The sequence below is a fragment of the Kitasatospora sp. NPDC093806 genome, from assembly GCF_040683335.1.
Taxonomy (GTDB): domain Bacteria; phylum Actinomycetota; class Actinomycetes; order Streptomycetales; family Streptomycetaceae; genus Kitasatospora.
Genome location: NZ_JBFBDO010000001.1, coordinates 278558 through 298884 on the forward strand (window position 1 = coordinate 278558; position 20327 = coordinate 298884).

Genomic DNA, 20327 nt, shown 5'->3' on the forward strand with positions numbered 1-20327 from the left:
ACCCGGGCGCGGGCCGTGCCGGTCGCCGGAGGCGGAGCGTCTAGAGTCTGGCCATGACCAAGTGGGAATACCTGACGGCACCCGTGCTGGTGCACGCCACCAAGCAGATCCTGGACAACTTCGGCTCGGAGGGCTGGGAGCTCGTCCAGATCGTCCAGGGCGGCGCGAACCAGGAGCAGCTGGTGGCCTACTTCAAGCGGGAGAAGCAGGCATGAGCAAGGTCGAGGAGAAGCTGGCCGAGCTGGGTCTGACCCTGCCGCCGGTGGCCGCCCCGGTCGCCGCCTACGTGCCGGCCGTGCGCACCGGCGAGTTCGTCTTCACCTCCGGCCAGCTGCCGATGGTGGGCGGCAAGCTGCTGAACACCGGCAAGGTCGGCGCCGAGATCACCCCGGAGGAGGCCAAGGAGCTCGCGCAGGTCTGCGCGCTGAACGCCCTGGCCGCCGTCAAGTCGGTGATCGGTGACCTGGACCTGGTCGAGCAGGTCGTCAAGGTGGTCGGCTTCGTCGCCTCCGCCCCCGACTTCACCGGCCAGCCCGCGGTGATCAACGGCACGAGCGAGCTGCTCGGCAAGGTCCTCGGCGAGGCCGGCGTGCACGCCCGCAGCGCGGTCGGCGTGACCGTGCTGCCGCTGGACGCCCCCGTCGAGGTCGAGCTCCAGGTCCGGGTCCGCGCCGGGGCCTGAGCCGGACGGACCGGCCCGGCCGACCCGGCCCGGGCCGGATGACCTGCCGAGGGCGGGGTCGGACAGCGGGATCACCCCCTGTCCAACCCCGCCCTCGTCCGCTTAGCATCCGGGCATGGACCAGCGAGCAACGACGCTCCCGATGCCGCCAGGCTGGCCCGCCCGGATCCGGGCGGTCGAGGCCGGCGAGCTGACCCCGCCCGTGCCCAAGCCCTCCGCCACCGTGGTGCTGCTCCGGGACGGCGGTCCGGCCGACGGGCCCGAGGCGTACCTGCTGCGCCGCCGCACCTCGATGGCGTTCGCCGCCGGCATGTACGCCTACCCGGGCGGCGGGGTCGACCGGCGGGACGCCGAGGCCGAACTCGGCTGGGCCGGCCCCGGCCCGCAGGAGTGGGCCGAGCGGCTCGGGGTGGACGCCCGGACCGCCCAGGCGGTGGTCTGCGCCGCCGTCCGCGAGACCTTCGAGGAGGCCGGCGTCCTGCTGGCCGGTCCGGACGCGGACAGCGTCGCCGAGCCCCGGGACTGGAGCGCCGAACGCGCCGCCCTGGAGGCCCACGAGCTCTCCTTCGCCGACTTCCTGCGCGACCACGGGCTGCTGCTCCGCAGCGACCTGCTGGCCGGCTGGGCGCGGTGGATCACCCCGGCCTTCGAGGAGCGCCGGTACGACACCTGGTTCTTCGTCGCCGCCCTGCCGCCCGGCCAGCGCGCCGCCCTGGAGGTCGGCGAGGCCGACCGGGTCGCCTGGCTCACCCCGGACGAGGCCGTCCGGGGCTACGAGGAGGGCCGGTTCGGGATGCTGCCGCCGACCGTCACCGTGCTGCGCGAGCTGCAGCCGGTGCGCAGCGCCGCCGAGGCGCTGACGGCGGCGGCCGGACGCTCGCTGGAGCCGGTGCTCGGCCGGGCCGAGGTGCGCGGGGACCGGCTGACGGTCCGCTGGCGCGGGTACGACGAGCTGACCATCGACGGCTCCTTCCCGGCGCCCTCCCCGCGGAGCGCGGTCGGCTGACCGGCCCGGCACCCTGGATATCCCCTCATATCCCCGGGTACCCCCGTGACTCCCGTGACCACCGATCCGATAATCGTCCGAGATGCCCTGAGATCCCCCAAGAGGAAAGGACCGACGCCCGATGACCCACAACGACGTGGCTCGCCGGACGGCACCCGAGATGCCTGCCCGCAGCCTGAACCCGCGCACCCCGGCCTGTGACGGCGTCTCCGTCCGCTTCACCGAGGTGGCCCAGCGCGCCCTCGTCCGGGCCCTGCCGCTGCGCCTGCTGCATCGGGACGGAGAGAGCGGCCGGTGAGCGGACTCCTGCCGGGTGACCCCGCCGCCGCGATCGGCGGCGAGGCCACCGCCCGGGCGCTCTGCGTGCTCGCGCCGAACCCGTCCCCGATGACGCTGGACGGCACCAACACCTGGCTGCTCTCCGAGCCCGGTTCGGACCTCGCGGTGGTGATCGACCCGGGCCCGCTGCACGAGGGCCACCTGCGCCGGGTGATCGACGCCGCCGAGGCGCTGGGCAAGCGCGTCGCGCTCACCCTGCTCACGCACGGGCACGCGGACCACTCCGAGGGCGCCGCCCGGTTCGCCGAGCTGACCCGGACCGAGGTCCGCGCGCTGGACCCGGCGCACCGGCTCGGCGCCGAGGGCCTGACCCACGGCCAGCGGCTGGACGTCGGCGGCCTCGACCTGCGGGTGGTCGCCACGCCCGGGCACACCTCGGACTCGCTGACCTTCCACCTGCCCGACGACGGCGCGATCCTCACCGGCGACACCGTGCTCGGCCGCGGCACCACGATGGTCGCCCACCCGGACGGCCGGCTCGGCGACTACCTGGACTCGCTGCGGCACCTGCACACCATGGCCGCCGAGCACGGCGTGCGGACGGTGCTGCCCGGCCACGGCCCGGTGCTCGCGGACGCGCTCGGCGCCGTCGACTACTACCTGGCGCACCGGGCCGCCCGGCTGGCGCAGGTGGAGACCGCGGTGGAGGCGGGCTGCCGGACCTCGGCCGAGGTGGTGGCCCGGGTCTACGCCGACGTGGACCGCGCGCTCTGGCCGGCCGCCGAGCTGTCGGTCCGCGCCCAGCTCCAGTACCTGCGGGAGCACGGGCTCATCCCGGACTGAGCGCGCCCCCTCCGGACACGCGCGAGGGCCCGCACGCCGGAGCGTGCGGGCCCTTCACGTCGATGTGCGGGGGCTGCTACCGCGAGCGGCGGGACAGTCGCTCGACGTCCAGCAGGACCACCGCGCGGGCCTCCAGCTTCAGCCAGCCGCGGCCGGCGAAGTCGGCGAGCGCCTTGTTGACCGTCTCGCGGGAGGCGCCGACCAGCTGGGCCAGCTCCTCCTGGGTGAGGTCGTGGGCGACGTGGATGCCCTCCTCGGACTGCACGCCGAACCGGCGGGAGAGGTCCAGCAGGGCCTTCGCGACGCGCCCGGGCACGTCGGAGAAGACCAGGTCGGACATCACGTCGTTGGTCCGGCGCAGGCGGCGGGCGATGGCGCGCAGCAGCGCGATCGACACCTCGGGGCGGGCGTGCAGCCAGGGCTGCAGGTCGCCGTGGCCGAGGCCGAGCAGCTTGACCTCGGTCAGCGCGCTGGCGGTGGCGGTGCGCGGGCCCGGGTCGAACAGCGACAGCTCGCCGATCATCTCGCTGGGGCCGAGGACGGCGAGCATGTTCTCGCGGCCGTCCGGCGAGGCGCGGTGCAGCTTGACCTTGCCCTCGGCGACGACGTACAGCCGGTCGCCCGGGTCGCCCTCGTGGAACAGCGACTCGCCGCGGGCGAGCGTCACCTCGGTCATGGAAGCGCGCAGCTCGCCGGCCTGTTCGTCGTCGAGTGCCGCGAAGAGTGCGGCGCGCCGCAGAACGTCGTCCACGTGCTTCCTCCTTCTCGTCCGGTCGGCCGTCAAGCCCTCCGGCACAAGTTCGTACAGTGCTCTGCATCACCAAGCATGGCGCATGTCGCTCCGATCATATGAGGAGGGGGTCCGCCGGGGGGTGCTGCGCGGGGCCATTCGTACCGCTCAGGTCGGTGCCGGAGAGGCGGGCGGAGAGGTGGAGGAGAGTCCGCCGTATACCGACGCGGGGCGGAGCGCACGGCGTAGCCTTCGGGCATGGCAGAGAGCAAGGTCGGGAAGGCGAAGCCGGCCGTGAAGAACGCGGCGGTGAAGCCACGTAAGCCCGAGTCGCGGCTGGCGATGGTACGGCGGGCCCGGCGGATCAACCGGGAGCTGGCCGAGCTGTACCCGTACGCGCACCCGGAGCTGGACTTCGAGAACCCCTTCCAACTGCTGGTGGCCACCGTGCTGTCCGCGCAGACGACGGACCTGCGGGTGAACCAGACGACGCCGGCGCTGTTCGCCAGGTACCCGGCGCCGGAGGACATGGCGGCGGCGAACCCGGCGGAGCTGGAGGAGATCATCCGCCCGACCGGTTTCTTCCGGAACAAGGCGAAGTCGCTGATCGGCCTCTCCATCGCGCTGCGGGACGAGTTCGGCGGCGAGGTGCCCGGCCGGCTGGAGGACCTCGTCACCCTCCCCGGAGTGGGCCGCAAGACCGCGAACGTCGTCCTCGGCAACGCCTTCGGGGTCCCCGGGATCACCGTGGACACGCACTTCGGGCGGCTGGCCCGGCGGTTCGGGTGGACCGCCGAGGACGACCCGGTGAAGGTCGAGACGGCCGTCGCGGAGATCTTCCCGAAGTCCGAGTGGACGATGCTCTCGCACCGGGTGGTCTTCCACGGCCGCCGGATCTGCCACTCCCAGAAGCCGGCCTGCGGAGCCTGCCCGATCGCGCCGCTCTGCCCCTCGTACGGGGAGGGCGAGACCGACCCGGAGAAGGCGCGGAAGCTGCTCAAGTACGAGCTGGGCGGTCAGCCGGGCCAGCGGCTGCGGCCGCCCGGCGACTTCCCGGGGGAGGCCGCCGCCCGGGCGGACGCCGCCGCGCACCACGGCAAGGTGGCCGACCTGGCGGGGTCCGCTGTGGCGGGGCCCGGCGCCGCCGGGGCCGTCGCGTCCGGCGCCGACCTGGCGGGGTCCGAGTGAGCGGCCGGGGGTCCACCCGGGTCGAGCGGAACGGGCTGCCGTCCTGGCTGGAGCCGGTCCGGGACGCCGCCGAGCGGGTGCTGCCCGAGCAGCTGAGCCGCTTCCTGCCGCCGGACGAGGGCGGCCGGACCGCCGCGGTGCTGATGCTCTTCGGCGAGGGCGTCGCCGGGCCGGACCTGCTGCTCATCGAACGGGCCCGTTCGCTGCGCTCGCACGCCGGCCAGCCGTCGTTCCCGGGCGGCGCGCTGGACCCGGAGGACGGCGACCCGGCGGGCGACGGGCCGGTGGCGGCGGCGCTGCGCGAGGCCTGGGAGGAGACCGGCCTGGACCCGGACGGGGTGCAGGTGTTCGCGACCCTGCCGGCCCTGTACATCCCGGTCAGCCGGTTCGTGGTGACCCCGGTGCTCGGCTGGTGGCGCGAGGAGTCGCCAGTCCGGCCGGTGGACTTGGGGGAGACCGGCGCGGTGTTCCGGGTGCCGATCGCCGAGCTGACCGACCCGGCGAACCGGGCCCGGCTCCGGCACCCGTCCGGCCACCTGGGCCCGGCCTTCGCGGTCGGCGGCCGGTTGGTGTGGGGCTTCACGGCAGGGGTGATCGACCGGGTGCTGCACCACAGCGGCCTGGAGCGGCCGTGGGACCCGACCCGGATCGTCGACCTCTCGGACGAGGCGCTGGAGCTGGTGCAGGGCGACCGCGAGCGCTCCCGCGCGCTGCTCGGCCGCGACGCCGGGGCTTCGTGAGCCCGGTCGCTGCCTGCTGGGCGGCGGTTGGGCGGGCTTCGGTCTGTCGGACGCCGGTCTGCCGGGTGTCGGCCCGTCGGGTGTCGGCCCGTCGGGGTTCGGGCGGTCCTCGGGTGGCCGGGTTTGCCGTCACCCGGGCCGGATCCTGCGGTCGGCCGCCCGGCGGGGCGGGCCGTCGTGGGAGGGTGTCCGGGTGAACGTCCTGGATGTGCTGTTGATCATGGCCGCCGTCGGATTCGCCGTGTCGGGCTACCGACAGGGCTTCGTGGTCGGCGTGCTGTCGGTCCTCGGCTTCCTGGGCGGTGGCCTGCTCGCCGTCCAGTTGCTGCCGCTGCTGCTCGACCACCTGAGTCCCGGGACGACCGCCTCGGTGATCGCCGTGGTGGTGGTGATCGTGCTCGCGGCGATCGGCCAGGCGATCACCACGCACTTCGGCTGGAAGCTGCGCGGCCACATCGACCGCCGCCCGGCCCGGGCCCTGGACGCCGCGGGCGGCGCCGTGGTCAACGTGATCTCGATGCTGCTGGTGGCCTGGCTGATCGGCTCGGCGCTCGCCGGGACGTCGCTGCCGACCGTCTCCAAGCAGGTCCGCACCTCGGCGATCCTGGGCGGTGTCCAGGACGCCCTGCCCTCGGACGCGCCCAACTGGTTCTCGGACTTCTCCAAGGTGCTCGCCCGCAACGGCTTCCCGCAGGTGTTCAACCCCTTCGAGCACGAGCCGATCACCCAGGTCGACATCCCGGACCCGGCGCTGGCCGCCAGCCCGGCGGTGGCGAAGGCCAAGCAGAGCCTGGTCAAGGTGGTCGGCACCGCCACCGCCTGCGGCAAGACGCTGGAGGGCAGCGGCTTCGTCTACGCGCCGCACCGGGTGATGACCAACGCCCACGTGGTCGGGGGCGTCGACGAGCCGACCGTGCAGATCGGCGGCGTCGGCCAGCTGTACGACGCGACGGTGGTCCGCTACGACTGGCAGCGGGACATCGCCATCCTGGACGTGCCCAAGCTGAACGCGCCGGCGCTCGCGTTCGCCGGTGAGGCCAAGACCAACGACAACGCGATCGTGGCGGGCTTCCCCGAGAACGGCGCCTTCAACGTCCAGCCGGCCCGTATCCGCGGCCGGATCCAGGCCAACGGCCCGGACATCTACCACCGCGGCCAGGTGGTCCGGGACGTCTACTCGGTGCGTTCACTGGTCCGCCAGGGCAACAGCGGCGGTCCGCTGCTCACGCCGGACGGCCAGGTGTACGGGATGGTGTTCGCCAAGTCGCTGGACAGCGCGGACACCGGCTACGTGCTGACCGCGGCCGAGGTGCGCGAGGACGCCGAGCAGGGCAGCGTGGCGACGGCCCGGGTGGACACCCAGGGCTGCGCCCTCTGAGCCTCCGAGCCGCTGGGCGGGTGGGTCCCGGCGGCTCCGGACGGTTGTGCCGCTGGGTCGCTGTGCCGCCGGATCGCTGTGCCCCTGTGCCCTGTGTCGCCGCGCCGTCAGCCGTCGCGGCGGAGCCGGGCGCCGACCCAGCGGGCGCGGCGGCCGAGGATGCGCGGGATGCCGAGCTGCTGCCGGACGGCGCGCGGGTAGCCGTCCGCGCCCTCGTAGCCACCGGCGTATCCGCCGTCGTAGCCGTGCTCGTAGCCGTGGTCGTCCGCCCGGTCGGGGCGGTGGGCGGAACGCTGCGGGCTGTTGTGGCGTCGGCCGCGCGGGGCGCCGCCGCGATCGGGCATCCAGGTCATACCGCAATGGATGCCCCTGGGCCGACGGGGGTAACCGTGGGCCGGGGAGCCAACTTGGCCTATGCGTTTGTCATATGAGCCCACCGGCAAGGGAGTTGGGACCTTGGGCCCTGTTCGCCCGTCCGGGCGGTCGGGCCCGTCCCGCCCGTTCGGGCGCCTACGGCCCGCCCGGGACGTCCCCCGGGTCGGCCCGTTCAGTCCTTGTGCCGGCCGATCCAGTCCAGCAGCTCGGCGGTGAACTGCTCCGGCGCCTCCTCGTGCGGGAAGTGCCCGATCCCCGGCAGCAGCCGCCAGCGGTACGGCGCGGCCACGTACTCGCCCCCGCCCAGCGCGGTGTGCGACAGCAGCACCGGGTCCGCGGCGCCCTGGATGTGCAGGGTGGGCGCGGTGATCGGCTTCTTCATCCGGCGGGCGAACTGGATGCCGTCCGGCCGGGCCATCGAGCGCAGCAGCCACCGGTACGGCTCGATCGAGCAGTGCGCGGTGCTGGGGATCTGGATCGCCTGCCGGTACGCGGCCACCGCCGCGCGGTCCAGCTGGTTGCGGCCGGTCCAGGCGTCCAGGTAGCGGCCGACCAGCGCGGCGTCCTCGGCCACCAGGCGGCGCTCCGGTATCCACGGCCGCTGGAAGCCCAGGACGTGCTCGAACGCGGCCATCTGGCGGCGGTCGGTGAGCAGCGCCCGGCGCAGGTCGCGGGGGTGCGCGGCCGAGACGGCGGTGAGGCTCTGGATCACCGAGGGGCGCATCACCGCCGCCACCCAGGCCAGCGTGCCGCCGGAGGCGTGGCCGACCAGGTGCGCCCGGTTCTCGCCGAGCGAGCGGATCACACCGGTGATGTCCAGCGCGAGGTTGCCCGGGTCGTAGCCGCGCGGGGTGCGGTCGCTGCCGCCGATGCCGCGCAGGTCGAGGGCGACGGCCCGGTAGCCGGCCTCGGCGAGCGCGGTCAGCTGGTGGCGCCAGGCCCACCAGTACTCGGGCCAGCCGTGCACCAGCAGGACCAGCGGGCCCTCGCCGAGCTCGGCGATGTGGAACCGGGCGCCGTTCGCGGCGAGGTCGCGGTGGGTCCACGGACCGGCCTGCCGGATGTCCCAGGCGGCCCCGGACGCCTCGTGGGCGTCGCCGCCGTCGCCGGGGGTGGCGCCGGAGCTGGCGGACGGCTGCGCGGGCACGGGCTTCTGGTCGAGCGACATACCGAGAGCGTGTCACATCCGTGCGCCGGACACGTGCCCGGCACTCGCACTCGGTGCGTCCGGCCGCCGCGCCCGGGCCGCCGTGCGCGGCCCCGGAACGCCGGGTCCGGCGCCCCGCCCGGCTGCTCTGCCCGAGTGCCCTGCCCGAGTGCCCTGGCTGGGGGCGCTGCCTGGGGGCGCTGCCGCCGCGCTCCGCCCGGTGCGGGCGGAGCGTGTGACGGGGACTTACGGGATGCGCCCCAGGGCCCGGTCGATCTCCTCCTGGGTGGCGGGGCGCGGCCGGGCGTTCTTGAGCACGTCGGCGGTCTTCTGCGCGCCCTCGATGGTGCGGCGCGGCGGCTCGATCCGCTTGAACGAACGCAGCGCCAGCAGGCCCAGCAGCACGGCGAGCAGCAGGTACGCGCCGGCCACGATCAGGAAGGACCAGCCGAGCGAGAGGCCCAGCGCGTGGATGCCGAACGCCGCGGCCGCGCTCAGCATCGGGACGGCGGCCAGCGCGACCACGCCGGCGACGCCCAGCGAGACGCCGCCGGAGACGCCGCGCTTGACGTCCGCGCGGATCTCGGCCTTGGCGAGCGCGATCTCGTCGTGGACCAGGGCGGACAGGTCGGCGGTGGCCGCCGCGAACAGCTGCCCCACCGAACGCTCGCCCTCGTAGGGCGCCCGGCCGTTGCTGGACGGGTCTGCGGCTCCTGCGGGCATCAGCGGTTCTCCTCTTCGGCCGTGAGGCGTGTGACGCCGCCGCGCGGTGCGGCTCCCGGGCGGTTCCGGGGGACCGGGGCGGGCCCGGCGGCGTCGGTGGACTGTCGACAGTTCAGAATCATGCCCCTACCGCCCGAGCGGGCACCACTCCGGGGCCCCGCCGGGGGGACGTGTTCGGGTGGCGACCGGGCTCACCGCGCCCCGGTCGGGCCGTCCTCGGCCGGGCGCGTCGGCTCCGTCGGGTGTGCCGCGTTGGCCTCGCTCGCCGCGTTCGTCGCGTTGGCCGCGTTGGCCTCGCTCGCCGTGGCCGGCTCGCCGCTGGACGCCGACCGGGAGCGCTCGGCCACCCGGGCCTGCCAGGCCGGGTCGTCCAGCTGGTAGACGTCGGGGATGCCGTCGCCGTCGAGGTCGCGGTCCTCCTCCTCGCACAGCTCCCGGTAGTGCCGGTTGCGCAGCTTCAGCAGCACGGTGGCGATCAGCGCGCAGAGCAGCGAGCCCACCAGGACGGCCGCCTTGGCCCGGTCGGCGAGCGCCGCGTCGTCCGGGAAGGCCAGCTCGCTGATCAGCAGCGAGACGGTGAAGCCGATGCCGGCCAGCACCGAGACGGCGAACATGTCGGCCCACCGCAGCTGCGGGTTCAGTTCGGCGCGGGTGAAGCGCGCGGCCAGCCAGGTGCCGCCGAAGATGCCCACGGTCTTTCCGACCAGCAGGCCGAGGACGATGCCGAGCGGGGCGGCCTGGGTGAACACCTCGCGCAGCGCCGGGCCGGAGATCGTCACCCCGGCGGCGAACAGCGCGAAGACCGGCACCGCCAGTCCGGCCGAGAGCGGGCGGACCAGGTGTTCGATGTGCTCGCCGGGGGAGTGCCGCTCGTCGCCCTCCCGGTGGCAGCGGAGCAGCAGGCCCATCGCGACGCCGGCCACGGTGGCGTGCACGCCGCTCTCGTGCATCAGCGCCCAGATCACGACCGCCAGCGGCACGAACAGGTACCAGCCGTGCACCCCGCGCCGGTGCAGGAACCAGAACAGCACCAGCCCGGCGAAGGCCAGCCCGAGCGCCCAGAACTTGATGCCGGAGCTGTAGAAGACCGCGATGATCAGGATCGCGATCAGGTCGTCGACCACGGCCAGGGTGAGCAGGAAGGCGCGCAGCGCGGAGGGCAGGTGGCTGCCGACCACGGCCAGCACGCCCAGTGCGAAGGCGATGTCGGTGGCGGTCGGGATGGCCCAGCCGCCGGGGTGCCCGCCGGCGCCCGAGTTGGCGAGCGCGAACACGATCGCGGGCAGCGCGACGCCGCAGACGGCGGCGATCACCGGGAGCAGCGCGGCGCTGGGGCTGCGCAGTTCGCCCGCCACGAACTCGCGTTTGAGCTCGATGCCGGCCACGAAGAAGAAGATCGTCAGCAGCCCGTCCTTGGCCCAGGAGCCGAGGCTGAGGTCCAGGTGGAGCGGGGCGGACGGGCCGATCGTGTAGTCGATGACGGATTCGTAGGAGTCCGGCCAGACGTTCGCCCAGACGAGTGCGACCACCGCGGCGACCAGCAGCAGGACGCCGCCGACCGTCTCGGTGCGCAGGGCGTCGGTGATGTAGGTGCGCTCGGGGAGGGACAGCCTGCCGAGGAGCTGGCGGCGTCGGGTCGTCGGCTCGTGGACGGGCGGCTGGCTGGCCACGCGTGACCTCCTGGGGGGCGGGAACGGCGTACGGATGCACCTGTGGTGCAGTGCCGACCAGACTTCCCGGCTCACCCTGTGGCGCGGATTCCTTGATGCGCCTTTGACATTCTAACGGGAACCGCAGGGTGACATCCGGATTGTCATACTTCAGGACCTAAGCCCCGACGGCCTGTTGTGCACCCGTCCGCACTCCCGATCCGCACCCGAAAGGGTGACGCGGAGAGGACACGGCGGTGCCCCGGGCGGTCACGACCGCCCGGGGCACCGTCACGCTGGGGTCAGGCGTCGGGTCAGCCCTCGCTGCCCGCCGGCGGCAGCTGGGCCTGGATCAGGTTCATCACCGAGGAGTCGGCCAGCGTGGTGGTGTCGCCGACCTCGCGGCCCTCGGCGATGTCGCGCAGCAGGCGGCGCATGATCTTGCCGGAACGGGTCTTCGGCAGCTCGCCGACCACCTTGATCTGCTTCGGCTTGGCGATCGGGCCGAGGGTGCGGCCGACGTGCGCCCGCAGCTCCTCGACCAGCTCCGGGCTGTCGGTGGCGGTGCCGCGCAGGATGACGAAGGCGACGATGGCCTGGCCGGTGGTGGCGTCGGTGGCGCCGACCACGGCGGACTCGGCCACCGACGGGTGGCCGACCAGGGCCGACTCGACCTCGGTGGTCGAGATGTTGTGGCCGGAGACCAGCATGACGTCGTCGACCCGGCCGAGCAGCCAGATGTCGCCGTCCTCGTCCTTCTTGGCACCGTCACCGGCGAAGTAGCGGCCCTCGAAGCGCGACCAGTAGGTGTCGATGTAGCGCTGGTCGTCGCCCCAGATGGTGCGCAGCATGGACGGCCACGGCTCGGTGAGCACCAGGTAGCCGCCGGAGCCGTTGGCGACCTCGCGGGCCTCGTCGTCGACCACGGTGGCCGCGATGCCCGGCAGGGCGCGCTGGGCCGAGCCCGGCTTGGTCTCGGTGACGCCCGGCAGCGGGCTGATCATGATCGCGCCGGTCTCGGTCTGCCACCAGGTGTCCACGATCGGGGCCGAGCCGGCGCCGATGTGGTCGCGGTACCAGATCCACGCCTCGGGGTTGATCGGCTCGCCGACGCTGCCCAGCACCCGCAGCGAGGAGAGGTCGAACTTCGCGGGGATGTCGTCGCCCCACTTCATGAAGGTGCGGATCGCGGTGGGCGCGGTGTAGAGGATGGTCACGCCGTACTTCTGGACGATCTCCCAGAACCGGCCCTGGTGCGGGGTGTCCGGGGTGCCCTCGTAGATGACCTGGGTGGCGCCGTTGGAGAGCGGGCCGTAGACGATGTAGGAGTGGCCGGTGACCCAGCCGATGTCGGCGGTGCACCAGTAGACGTCGGTCTCCGGCTTGAGGTCGAAGACGGCGTGGTGGGTGTAGCTGGCCTGGGTGAGGTAGCCGCCCGAGGTGTGCAGGATGCCCTTGGGCTTACCGGTGGTGCCCGAGGTGTAGAGGATGAAGAGCGGGTGCTCGGCGTCGTGCGCCTCGGGGGTGTGCTCGGTGGACTGGCGCGCGGTGAGCTCGTGCCACCAGACGTCGCGGCCCTCGGTCCAGGAGATGTCCTGGCCGGTGCGGAGGACGACCAGGACGTGCTCGACGCCGTCGACCTTGGTCAGCGCCTCGTCGATGGCCGGCTTGAGGGCGGAGGGCTTGCCGCGCCGGTAGCCGCCGTCGGCGGTGATGACCAGCTTGGCCTGGGCGTCCTGGATGCGGGAGGCCACGGCGTCGGCGGAGAAGCCGCCGAAGACCACCGAGTGGGTGGCGCCGATCCGGGCACAGGCCAGGATCGCGACGACCGCCTCGGCGATCATCGGCAGGTAGACGGCGACCCGGTCGCCCTTGCGGACACCGAGCTCCAGCAGCGCGTTGGCGGCCTGCGAGACCTCGTCCTTGAGCTGGGCGTAGGTGATCGAGCGGCCGTCGCCGGGCTCGCCCTCGAAGTGGATGGCGACGCGGTCGCCGTTGCCGGCCTCGACGTGCCGGTCGACGCAGTTGTAGGCCACGTTGAGCTTGCCGTCGGCGAACCACTTGGCGAACGGCGGGTTGGTCCAGTCGAGCGTCTCGGTGGGCTCGACGGCCCAGTCGAGGCGGCGGGCCTGCTCGGCCCAGAAGCCGAGGCGGTCCTCGGAGGCCTGAGCGTACGCGGCCGCGGTGACGTTGGCGGCTGCGGCGAGCTCTGCCGGCGGGGCGAAGCGCCGCTCCTCCTTGAGCAGGTTGGCCAGGCTCTCGTTGCTCAACGCGCACTCCTCATCGAGTCATGATCGGGTTCAATCCCGTGCGTGGGGATTGTCCCGTGTGTCCCAGCGCACAGCTCACCAGGCGAAGAGGCCGGTTGACAAGAGGCTCCCGGGAATTGGTGTAGACCTTTGATCGGACATCGAACGGTCGCCCGAGGGCGGCGGGGCCCTCGGGCGGGAGCGGGGAGGCGGGCCCGCGCCCCGGCTCGCCTGGCGGGACGCGGGCCGAACCCTCAGGCGGCCAGTCCGGTTCCACCGCCGGGGCGGGTCGGATCGGCGGGCTCCGCGGCGGTCGCCGGAACCTGTTCGAATTCATTCACTCGTTCGGGCGTGTCGCGGCAGCTTCCGGGGCCGGACGGCCGGTCCGCCGTCTCTGCTGCCTCTGTCGTCGCTGCGGCCTCCGGCGGCTCCGCCGCCTCGACCGGGCTGAACCGGCCGCTCGCGCGGTCGAGCACGTACGCCTGCGCGGTCGCGAGGTCGAAGTACATCCCGACCAGACGCAGCGTCCCCTCGGCGACCCGCCGCTCCACCGCCGGGTTGGCCATCAGCTGGTCCAACTGCTGGACCACGTTGGTGATGCAGAGCTGCTCGACCAGGTCGACCACCGGCCGGGCGGCGAACTCCGCCGGGACCCGGCGCAGTCGGTCCAGCGAGCCGCGGCCGTTGCGCAGCCAGCGGGCCAACGGGGTGGGCTGGCCAGGTCGTTCGTGTACGCCGTCCAGCAGGGCCTGCATCGCCCCGCAGCCCGAGTGCCCGCAGACCGTGATCGACCGCACCTCCAGCACCTCGACGGCGTACTGCACCGCCGCCGCCACCGAGTCGTCGGCCGCGCCCGGTTCGAACGGCGCCGGCACCAGGTTGCCGACGTTGCGGACGGTGAAGAGGTCGCCCGGACCGCTGTTGGTGATCATGCTGGTGACCATCCGGGAGTCCGCGCAGGTCAGGAAGAGCTGGGACGGCGTCTGCCCCTCCCGGGCGAGCCGGGCCAGTTCGGGCCGGACCAGCGGCGCGGTGTGCAACTGGAACACCCGCACCCCGTCCAGCAGCCGGCCGTGCGGATCTGCCTGCTGCTCGATGCAGCGGTGGCCGACCCACGGCGTCCAGGCGCGGCAGCGGTGCGGGCCGGGCGAACTGCCGGTGCGGACGGTGCCGTCCGGGTCGAGCACCTCGTCGTCCTGGCGGCGCGTCACCATCGAGACGCGCCCGCCGCCGGCCTGGTGGCCGGTGCGCCAACTGTGCAGGGTCTCGTACGCGGCGTGGTCCAGGAACGAGCCGTCGTGGACGACGGCGACCTCGGCGCCGGTGGGGATGCCGGCGAGCGCCCGGCTGAGCCGGGGGACGGCGGTGAAGGTGAGCGGGCCGTGCGTCTCCACGGTGACCGCGCCGTCGGGGCCGGTCAGCACGTCGACGTGGGCGCGGGTCAGCCGGTAGAGCGCGAGCAGGACGGCCGTCCCCGCTCCGAGCGCCACACCGGGCAGGACACCGAGCAGCACCACGGCGACGACGGTGGTCAGGTAGACCGGGAACTCGCGGTGCCGGTGCACCTTGCGGATGTGCGCGAAGCTCACCATCTGCAGGCCGACGACCAGCACCAGGGCGGCGAGCGCGGCGAGCGGGATCCGGCGGAGCCCGCCGGTGAGGGCCAGCGCGGCCGCCAGCACCCAGACCCCGTGCAGCACCGAGGACCAGCGACTGCGCGCCCCGGCCCGGACGTTGGCCGTGCTGCGGACCGCGCCGCCGGCGATCGGCAGCCCGCCGACCAGCCCGCTGACCATGTTGGCGATGCCCTGGCCGCGCAGCTCGCGGTCGAGGTCCCCGGTCCGGCGGGACATCCGGTCGATCGCGACGGCGGAGAGCAGGGACTCGACGCTCGCCACGGCGGTGACGGTCAGCACGGCGGCCAGCACGGCGGCGGGTGACCCGTGCGGCAGGTCGGGGACGAGGTCGTGGGGCTGCCAGGCGGGCAGTTCGACCCGGGCGAGCCGGAGGTCCAGGACGAGGGCGAGCGTGGTGGCGGCGGCGACGGCGACCAGCGGTCCGGGGACCGCGGTCAGCCGGGCGCCGAACTCCCCGGACCGGCCCGGGAGTCGGCCGGGCCGGGGCCAGCCGAGCAGCACGACGGCGGTGACCGCGCCGACGGCCAGGGCGGCCGGGTGCGGGCCGGCCAACTGCTCCGGCAGGGCGAGCAGATTGGCCAGCGCCGAGCTCTGCGGGGAGCCGCCGAGGACGACGTGCAGCTGGGCGATGGCGATGGTCAGGCCGACGCCGGCCAGCATGCCGTGCACGATGGCGGGCGAGACGGCCAGTGCGGTGCGGGCCACCCGCCGGACGCCGAGCAGGAGTTGGAGCAGGCCGGCGGCGAGGGTGATGGCGCAGGTGGCCTGCCAGCCGTACTGGGTGATCAGCCCGGCGGTGATCACGGTCAGCGCTGCGGAGGGGCCGCTGACCTGGAGCGGGGTGCCGCCGAACAGGCCGACCACGATGCCGCCCACGGCCGCCGCGGCGAGGCCGGCGGTGAGTGGTGCGCCGGTGGCCAGGGCGATGCCGAGCGAGAACGGCACCGCGATGAGGAAGACCACCAGGGAGGCCGAGAGGTCCAGGGCCCAGGGGGCGCGGGGACGTCTGCCCGGTGGGGCGTGGTCGGTGGTGTCGGAGGCGATGGGTGCGCTGGAGATGTCGAGGGTCATGGGTCTTCCCGTCTGTCCGGGGGAACGAACGCAGTCTGGTCCGGTGGTGAGTCCGGTCGGGGGCTCGGGGAGCCGGAGCGGCTGTCGTGGGTCGCGACGGTGTGGCGGGATGGCGTGGTCGGGCCGGGAGTGCGGGTGTCACCGGCCGGACCGTGGACCATCAGAGGGTCCCGATGGGACCTACGCGGAACATCAAGACTCGGTAAACCGAGGGTAATGAGAGCTTTGCACAGCGTCATCCTGGGCGAAAGTCAATAACCGCCCGATTCACCCCATTGGGTGGTGGTCGAACGGGCGGGAATCTGCTGGTGCGGCCGCAGCCGGCGGTGCCGGGCAAGCGGAACGGGCCGCATCCTCCCGGTTCGGGGAGGTCGCGGCCCGTCGGTGCTGCGGGGTGCGGGGGTGCGGCCCGGGTGGGTGCGGGCGTTCAGGCGGGCACGTCGCTCAGGCGGGCGCGTCGCTCATCGCGGGCTCGCCCCCGAGCACGAAGTCCGGGTCCACCTGGGTGGCGAGGTCGATGCCGACCTTGGCGTTGGCCCAGCTCTCGGCGTTGCGGAGGTGGAAGAGGACGGCCTGCTCGGCGTAGCGGCGGGCGTCCCGCAGCCCGTACGCGGCGTCGGCCTCCGCGCGCAACTCGTCCAGCACGGCACGGTTGGCGGATTCGAGGGCGCGCAGCGGCGGTTGCACGCCCTGCTCCAGTCGGCGCACCCAGTCGGACTGCCCGAAGGCGGTCAGCAGGTCGTCGCCGACCTCCCGGCGGAGGAAGGCCAGGTCGTCCGGGCCCTGCACCTTGTTGCCGACGACCCGCAGCCGTACGCCGAAGTCGCGCGCGTAGTCCCGGTACTGCCGGTACACCGAGACGCCCTTGCGGGTCGGCTCGGCGATCAGGAAGGTCAGGTCGAAGCGGGTGAACAGGCCCGAGGCGAAGGAGTCGGAGCCGGCCGTCATGTCGGTCACCACGTACTCGTCCCGGCCGTCGACCAGGTGGTTGAGCAGCAGCTCGACCGCGCCGACCTTGGAGTGGTAGCAGGCGACGCCGAGGTCCTCCTCGGTGAACGCGCCGGTGGCCAGCAGCCGCACCGAGCCCTCGTCCAGCGCGATCGGGCGGGCGCAGGCGGCGTAGACCGGGTTCTCCTCGACGATCCGGAGCAGGCGCGAGCCCCGGCCCGGCGGGGTGGTCTTGATCATCTCTTCGGACGAGCGGATCAGCGGGTTGTCGCCGCGCAGGTACTCCTTGATCCCGGGCAGGTGGGCCCCGAGCGAGGGCAGTGCGGCGGCCTGCTCGTCGGTCAGGCCGAGGGCCGGGCCGAGGTGCTGGTTGATGTCGGCGTCGACGGCGAGGACCGGGCGGCCGGCGGCGGCCAGGTGGCGGATGAACAGTGCGGACAGCGTGGTCTTGCCGCTGCCGCCCTTGCCGACGAAGGCGATCTTCATCTGGGACTCCGGCTCTCGCTCCTGGGCCCGCCGCGGTCGTGGGTCCGCACCGCGACGAGGCCGACGATCTCCAGAGTTGGAAATCGTTATCGTCTTCGACAGCGGTCATGCTATCCGGGGTTTCGGGCCGATTGTCGGAGGGAAGTGAGGATTGCCTCTAATGGGTGAAGCGAGGTTGCTGTTCCGGCCGCGGCGCCCGGGAATTACTCTCGGGTAGGTGAGCACTGGAACAGATCCCCTCGCCCCGCTGGCCCAGCTCCCCGGGGTGCCCGACGCGGTGGCCGAGGTCCGCAAGGCCGTCGACCGCCTGTACGGCCACCGGGTGATGCGCCGCCGCGCGGCCGAGGTCACCTCCGAGTCCGCCCTGCGCGGGGCCCGGGCCTCCGCCGCGCTCGCCGGGGCCGACTGGCCCCTGGAGGAGGTCAGGCGCCGCAGCGACTTCAGCGCCGACCCCGAGGCCCGGACGGTCGGCGCCGCGCTGCGGATCGCGGCCGAGGCGGGCCAGCTGCTGAGCGTCTGGCGGCACTCGCCGCTGCAGGTGCTGGCCCGGCTGCACCTGCTGGCGGTCGGAGACTCCGATCCCGCCGCCGGTCGGCCGCGCCGGGCCGGGGAGGCGGCCGACGACCCCTTCCCGCTGGAGCTGAAGCCGGTGGAGGGTGTCGCGGCCCCGGTCGGGGCCGACCGGGCGGCCGCTGCGGCGCGGGCGGACGGGCCGGTGCCGGCGCTGCCGCAGGCTCCTGGCGCGGAGGAGGTCGCCGCCCGGCTGGACCAGCTCTCCCGGCTGCTGGTGGCCCGCGCGGAGGGCCAGGGCGTCGGTACGCCGGCCCTGGTGGTCGCCTCGGTCGTGCACGGGGAGCTGCTGGCGCTGCGGCCGTTCGGCTCGCACAACGGCGTGATCGCCCGCGCGGCCCAGCGGATCGTGCTGATCGCGGAGGGGCTCGATCCGAAGTCGATCTGCCCGGTCGAGGTCGGCCTGGTCGAACTGGGGACGGACGCCTACCGGCGGGCGCTGGCCGGCTACCTGGCGGGGACGCCGGAGGGGCTGGCGGAGTGGATCGGCCACTGCGGCCGGGCGCTGCGGCTCGGGGTGCGGGAGAGCACGGCGGTCTGCGAGGCGATGCAGCGCGGCATGGTCTGACCGGTCGCGGGGCCGGGGTGTCCCGGAGGGGTCCGGTGGGCCGCTCCGGGCTCGGACAGCGAGATGCGGCGGCACCTGATCCTGCCGGGTGCCGCCGCTGGCACAGATGCCGGGTGACCATGCATGCACCGGAAGTGCCGATCAGACGGGGATCCTGCCCGTTCGTCTGGTCCGGCGGCCCGACAGCGGGTCGGCTGCATGTGGGTGCTCGGTTATCTGTACGCGCGGTCCGTGGGGCCTGAACTGCGTTGTCGGTTTGACCTCTTCGGTCCTGACCGGGTCTCGCGGGCCGTGCTTCATTTGTATCGCGTTTCGGGCGAAAGGGGAACCCGAAACGAGAAGTCTTCGGCTTTTGCCCGTTTTGTCCCAAACCTGTGGGTGTGACCCGGTCCGGTGACGCGCCCTCCGCCCCCGGCGGTCAGGCCGCCGGGCGCCGGCGCCGGGCCGCGTACCAGATCGCCCCGGCCGTGAGCACCGCCGCGCCGGCCGCCACCGCCGTCAGCACCGAGCGGCTCGGCGCCGAGAACTCCGGGAGCCGCCGCCGGAGTTCCACCGGCTTGTCGAAGACCAGCACCGGCCACTCGCGGGCCACCGCCTCCTTGCGCAGCGCGCGGTCCGGGTTGACCGCCGAGGGGTGGCCGACCGCCTCCAGCAGCGGCAGGTCGGTGGACGAGTCGCTGTACGCGTAGCACTCGGCCAGGTCGTAGCCCTCGACCTCGGCCAACTCCCGGATGGCGGCGGCCTTGTTCTCGGCGTAGGCGTAGTACTCAATCTCGCCGGTGTAGCAGCCGTCCTCGATCTTCAGCCGGGTCGCGATCACGTGGTCCGCGCCGAGCAGCGCGCCGATCGGCTCGACCACCTCGGAGCCGGAGCTGCTGACGATGACCACGTCGCGGCCGGCCGCGTGGTGCTGCTCGATGAGCGAGGCGGCCTCGTCGTAGATGATCGGGTCGATCAGGTTGTGCAGGGTCTCGGCGACGATCTCGCGGACCTGCTGCACGTTCCAGCCCCGGGTCAGCGCGGAGAGGTACTCGCGCATCTTCTCCATCTGGTCGTGGTCCGCGCCGCCCACCAGAAAGACGAACTGGGCATACGCACTTCGCAGGACGGCCCGACGGTTGATCAGACCGCCCTGGTAGAACGGACGGCTGAACGCGAGGGCGCTCGACTTGGCGATGATCGTCTTGTCGAGGTCGAAGAAGGCGGCGGTGCGCGGGCCGGTCTGGCGCGGCCGGGCGGCCGACGGGCGGGCGACGGGCGCGGCGGAGCCGGCGGTTCCGGGGCCCGTGCCGGGCACGGGCGCCCCGGTGGGCCCGGGCGCCCCACCGGTCACGGCGTCGGTGCCGGCGCCGGTCGCGGTGCCGGGTGCGCCGGCGGTCGCGGTGTCGGCGGCGTCGGCGGCGGTGGAGTCCGGGGACTCGTCGGCGTACTCGTCGGCGTTCTCGGTGGTGTCCACGGGAACCGAGGATAGAGGGCACCGCAAAACAGGCCGCCATTCGGCGTACTCGTGGGCGTGCGGGTTTGTGTTTCTGGCCGCTCGGGTACACCATGGAAGTCACGGATCGTTCGCGACCGTGCTAACCCGGTCCGGCTCCTCCCCCCCGAGTCGGGCCGTGGATAGACGACCCCCGCTCTCCCCCCCGGCGGGGGTCGTCGCACGTCCGGGGCCATTTTCAGGGCTTGAACAGCTGTTGCGGCCGATGAGCCGACGGACCCCGGTGGTGTCTACAGGGGGTGTCGGCGGTCGGGGGTGTCACACCGTTTTCGTCACTCTCCGTAGAGCATCGCTCATGGCTGACCTCGGCCCGTCCCGGATCGGGAATGGCGGCCGGACCTGCCCCGGGGAGTGCGCGGTCCGCCCCGCGCTATCCACTCACGATCCACTCCCGCCGGTATGCCGGTTCATCTCGGTGAGCTCGTTTCGTCAATTCTTTGTCCAATAGCCCCCCGTCCGAGTGAACGTTTTCCTCCACAGCCCCGAGTTGTCCACAGGGAATCGGAAGCTCGCGGACGGAATCGGGATCACGGTCCACCGTGATGTCCGGCAGCGGTCGTCGG

The 20327-nt window shown here is 73.6% G+C and carries 18 protein-coding genes; 9 read left to right on the plus strand and 9 right to left on the minus strand.

The features are described from left to right. Positions 1-53 precede the first annotated feature (53 nt). From AB0N76_RS01210 to AB0N76_RS01230, 5 genes are all read left to right on the plus strand, one after another. Positions 54-215: a DUF4177 domain-containing protein gene (locus AB0N76_RS01210; RefSeq protein WP_363552197.1), complete on the plus strand. Its 162-nt coding sequence runs from the start codon at positions 54-56 to the stop codon at positions 213-215. Next, positions 212-682: a RidA family protein gene (locus AB0N76_RS01215; protein ID WP_363552195.1), complete on the plus strand. Its 471-nt coding sequence runs from the start codon at positions 212-214 to the stop codon at positions 680-682. Before AB0N76_RS01210 ends, AB0N76_RS01215 begins: the two co-directional genes overlap by 4 nt. A 115-nt stretch (positions 683-797) precedes the next feature. Then, positions 798-1688: an NUDIX hydrolase gene (locus AB0N76_RS01220; RefSeq protein WP_363552193.1), complete on the plus strand. Its 891-nt coding sequence runs from the start codon at positions 798-800 to the stop codon at positions 1686-1688. 121 nt (positions 1689-1809) lie between these two features. Further along, positions 1810-1986, plus strand: coding sequence for a hypothetical protein (locus AB0N76_RS01225; protein WP_363552191.1), 177 nt, complete (start codon positions 1810-1812; stop codon positions 1984-1986). Continuing rightward, positions 1983-2810, plus strand: coding sequence for an MBL fold metallo-hydrolase (locus tag AB0N76_RS01230; protein ID WP_363552189.1), 828 nt, complete (start codon positions 1983-1985; stop codon positions 2808-2810). The genes AB0N76_RS01225 and AB0N76_RS01230 overlap by 4 nt, the downstream gene beginning before the upstream one ends. Before the next feature lie 76 nt (positions 2811-2886). On the opposite strand, the gene AB0N76_RS01235 is transcribed toward AB0N76_RS01230, so the two are convergent. Beyond that, positions 2887-3561: a Crp/Fnr family transcriptional regulator gene (locus AB0N76_RS01235; RefSeq protein WP_030288117.1), complete on the minus strand. Its 675-nt coding sequence runs from the start codon at positions 3559-3561 to the stop codon at positions 2887-2889. 237 nt (positions 3562-3798) lie between these two features. On the opposite strand from AB0N76_RS01235, the gene nth reads away from it, so the two are divergent. The 3 genes from nth to AB0N76_RS01250 all read left to right on the plus strand — a co-directional run bounded on the left by nth (position 3799) and on the right by AB0N76_RS01250 (position 6846). Continuing rightward, complete coding sequence (gene nth / locus AB0N76_RS01240; RefSeq protein WP_363552187.1) at positions 3799-4728, plus strand: endonuclease III; 930 nt, start codon at positions 3799-3801, stop codon at positions 4726-4728. Then, positions 4725-5468 (plus strand): CoA pyrophosphatase, encoded by a 744-nt coding sequence (locus tag AB0N76_RS01245; protein ID WP_363552185.1) that lies wholly within the window; start codon positions 4725-4727, stop codon positions 5466-5468. Before nth ends, AB0N76_RS01245 begins: the two co-directional genes overlap by 4 nt. A 193-nt stretch (positions 5469-5661) precedes the next feature. Beyond that, positions 5662-6846: a MarP family serine protease gene (locus AB0N76_RS01250; RefSeq protein ID WP_363552182.1), complete on the plus strand. Its 1185-nt coding sequence runs from the start codon at positions 5662-5664 to the stop codon at positions 6844-6846. Between the two features lie 107 nt (positions 6847-6953). On the opposite strand, the gene AB0N76_RS01255 is transcribed toward AB0N76_RS01250, so the two are convergent. The 7 genes from AB0N76_RS01255 to AB0N76_RS01285 all read right to left on the minus strand — a co-directional run bounded on the left by AB0N76_RS01255 (position 6954) and on the right by AB0N76_RS01285 (position 17131). After that, entirely contained in the window at positions 6954-7199 is a 246-nt protein-coding gene (locus AB0N76_RS01255; RefSeq protein WP_363552180.1) for a hypothetical protein, read from the minus strand. A gap of 194 nt (positions 7200-7393) precedes the next feature. Then, a complete protein-coding gene (locus AB0N76_RS01260; protein ID WP_363552178.1) occupies positions 7394-8389 on the minus strand; it encodes an alpha/beta hydrolase in 996 nt (331 codons plus the stop codon). Positions 8390-8614: 225 nt separating this feature from the next. Next, complete coding sequence (locus tag AB0N76_RS01265; protein WP_363552176.1) at positions 8615-9091, minus strand: phage holin family protein; 477 nt, start codon at positions 9089-9091, stop codon at positions 8615-8617. Between the two features lie 191 nt (positions 9092-9282). Then, a complete protein-coding gene (gene nhaA / locus AB0N76_RS01270) occupies positions 9283-10761 on the minus strand; it encodes a Na+/H+ antiporter NhaA (protein ID WP_363552174.1) in 1479 nt (492 codons plus the stop codon). A 293-nt stretch (positions 10762-11054) separates the two neighbouring features. Further along, positions 11055-13010: an acetate--CoA ligase gene (acs, locus tag AB0N76_RS01275; protein ID WP_363552172.1), complete on the minus strand. Its 1956-nt coding sequence runs from the start codon at positions 13008-13010 to the stop codon at positions 11055-11057. A 233-nt stretch (positions 13011-13243) separates the two neighbouring features. Next, positions 13244-15697: a SulP family inorganic anion transporter gene (locus tag AB0N76_RS01280; RefSeq protein ID WP_363552170.1), complete on the minus strand. Its 2454-nt coding sequence runs from the start codon at positions 15695-15697 to the stop codon at positions 13244-13246. Between the two features lie 444 nt (positions 15698-16141). Further along, positions 16142-17131 (minus strand): ATP-binding protein, encoded by a 990-nt coding sequence (locus tag AB0N76_RS01285; RefSeq protein WP_363552168.1) that lies wholly within the window; start codon positions 17129-17131, stop codon positions 16142-16144. A 217-nt stretch (positions 17132-17348) separates the two neighbouring features. On the opposite strand from AB0N76_RS01285, the gene AB0N76_RS01290 reads away from it, so the two are divergent. Next, positions 17349-18269: an oxidoreductase gene (locus tag AB0N76_RS01290; RefSeq protein ID WP_363552166.1), complete on the plus strand. Its 921-nt coding sequence runs from the start codon at positions 17349-17351 to the stop codon at positions 18267-18269. A 418-nt stretch (positions 18270-18687) separates the two neighbouring features. On the opposite strand, the gene AB0N76_RS01295 is transcribed toward AB0N76_RS01290, so the two are convergent. Then, positions 18688-19725 (minus strand): HAD-IB family hydrolase, encoded by a 1038-nt coding sequence (locus AB0N76_RS01295; RefSeq protein ID WP_363552164.1) that lies wholly within the window; start codon positions 19723-19725, stop codon positions 18688-18690. Positions 19726-20327: the final 602 nt, after the last annotated feature.

Excerpts from the sequence above, each read along its gene's own strand:
- AB0N76_RS01210 (WP_363552197.1), top strand. The coding sequence starts at position 54 with ATGACCAAGTGGGAATACCTGACGGCACCCGTGCTGGTGCACGCCACC.
- AB0N76_RS01285 (WP_363552168.1), bottom strand. The coding sequence starts at position 17,131 with ATGAAGATCGCCTTCGTCGGCAAGGGCGGCAGCGGCAAGACCACGCTG.
- AB0N76_RS01255 (WP_363552180.1), bottom strand. The coding sequence starts at position 7,199 with ATGACCTGGATGCCCGATCGCGGCGGCGCCCCGCGCGGCCGACGCCAC.
- nth (WP_363552187.1), top strand. The coding sequence starts at position 3,799 with ATGGCAGAGAGCAAGGTCGGGAAGGCGAAGCCGGCCGTGAAGAACGCG.
- AB0N76_RS01215 (WP_363552195.1), top strand. The coding sequence starts at position 212 with ATGAGCAAGGTCGAGGAGAAGCTGGCCGAGCTGGGTCTGACCCTGCCG.
- AB0N76_RS01220 (WP_363552193.1), top strand. The coding sequence starts at position 798 with ATGGACCAGCGAGCAACGACGCTCCCGATGCCGCCAGGCTGGCCCGCC.
- AB0N76_RS01280 (WP_363552170.1), bottom strand. The coding sequence starts at position 15,697 with ATGACCCTCGACATCTCCAGCGCACCCATCGCCTCCGACACCACCGAC.
- AB0N76_RS01260 (WP_363552178.1), bottom strand. The coding sequence starts at position 8,389 with ATGTCGCTCGACCAGAAGCCCGTGCCCGCGCAGCCGTCCGCCAGCTCC.
- AB0N76_RS01225 (WP_363552191.1), top strand. The coding sequence starts at position 1,810 with ATGACCCACAACGACGTGGCTCGCCGGACGGCACCCGAGATGCCTGCC.
- AB0N76_RS01265 (WP_363552176.1), bottom strand. The coding sequence starts at position 9,091 with ATGCCCGCAGGAGCCGCAGACCCGTCCAGCAACGGCCGGGCGCCCTAC.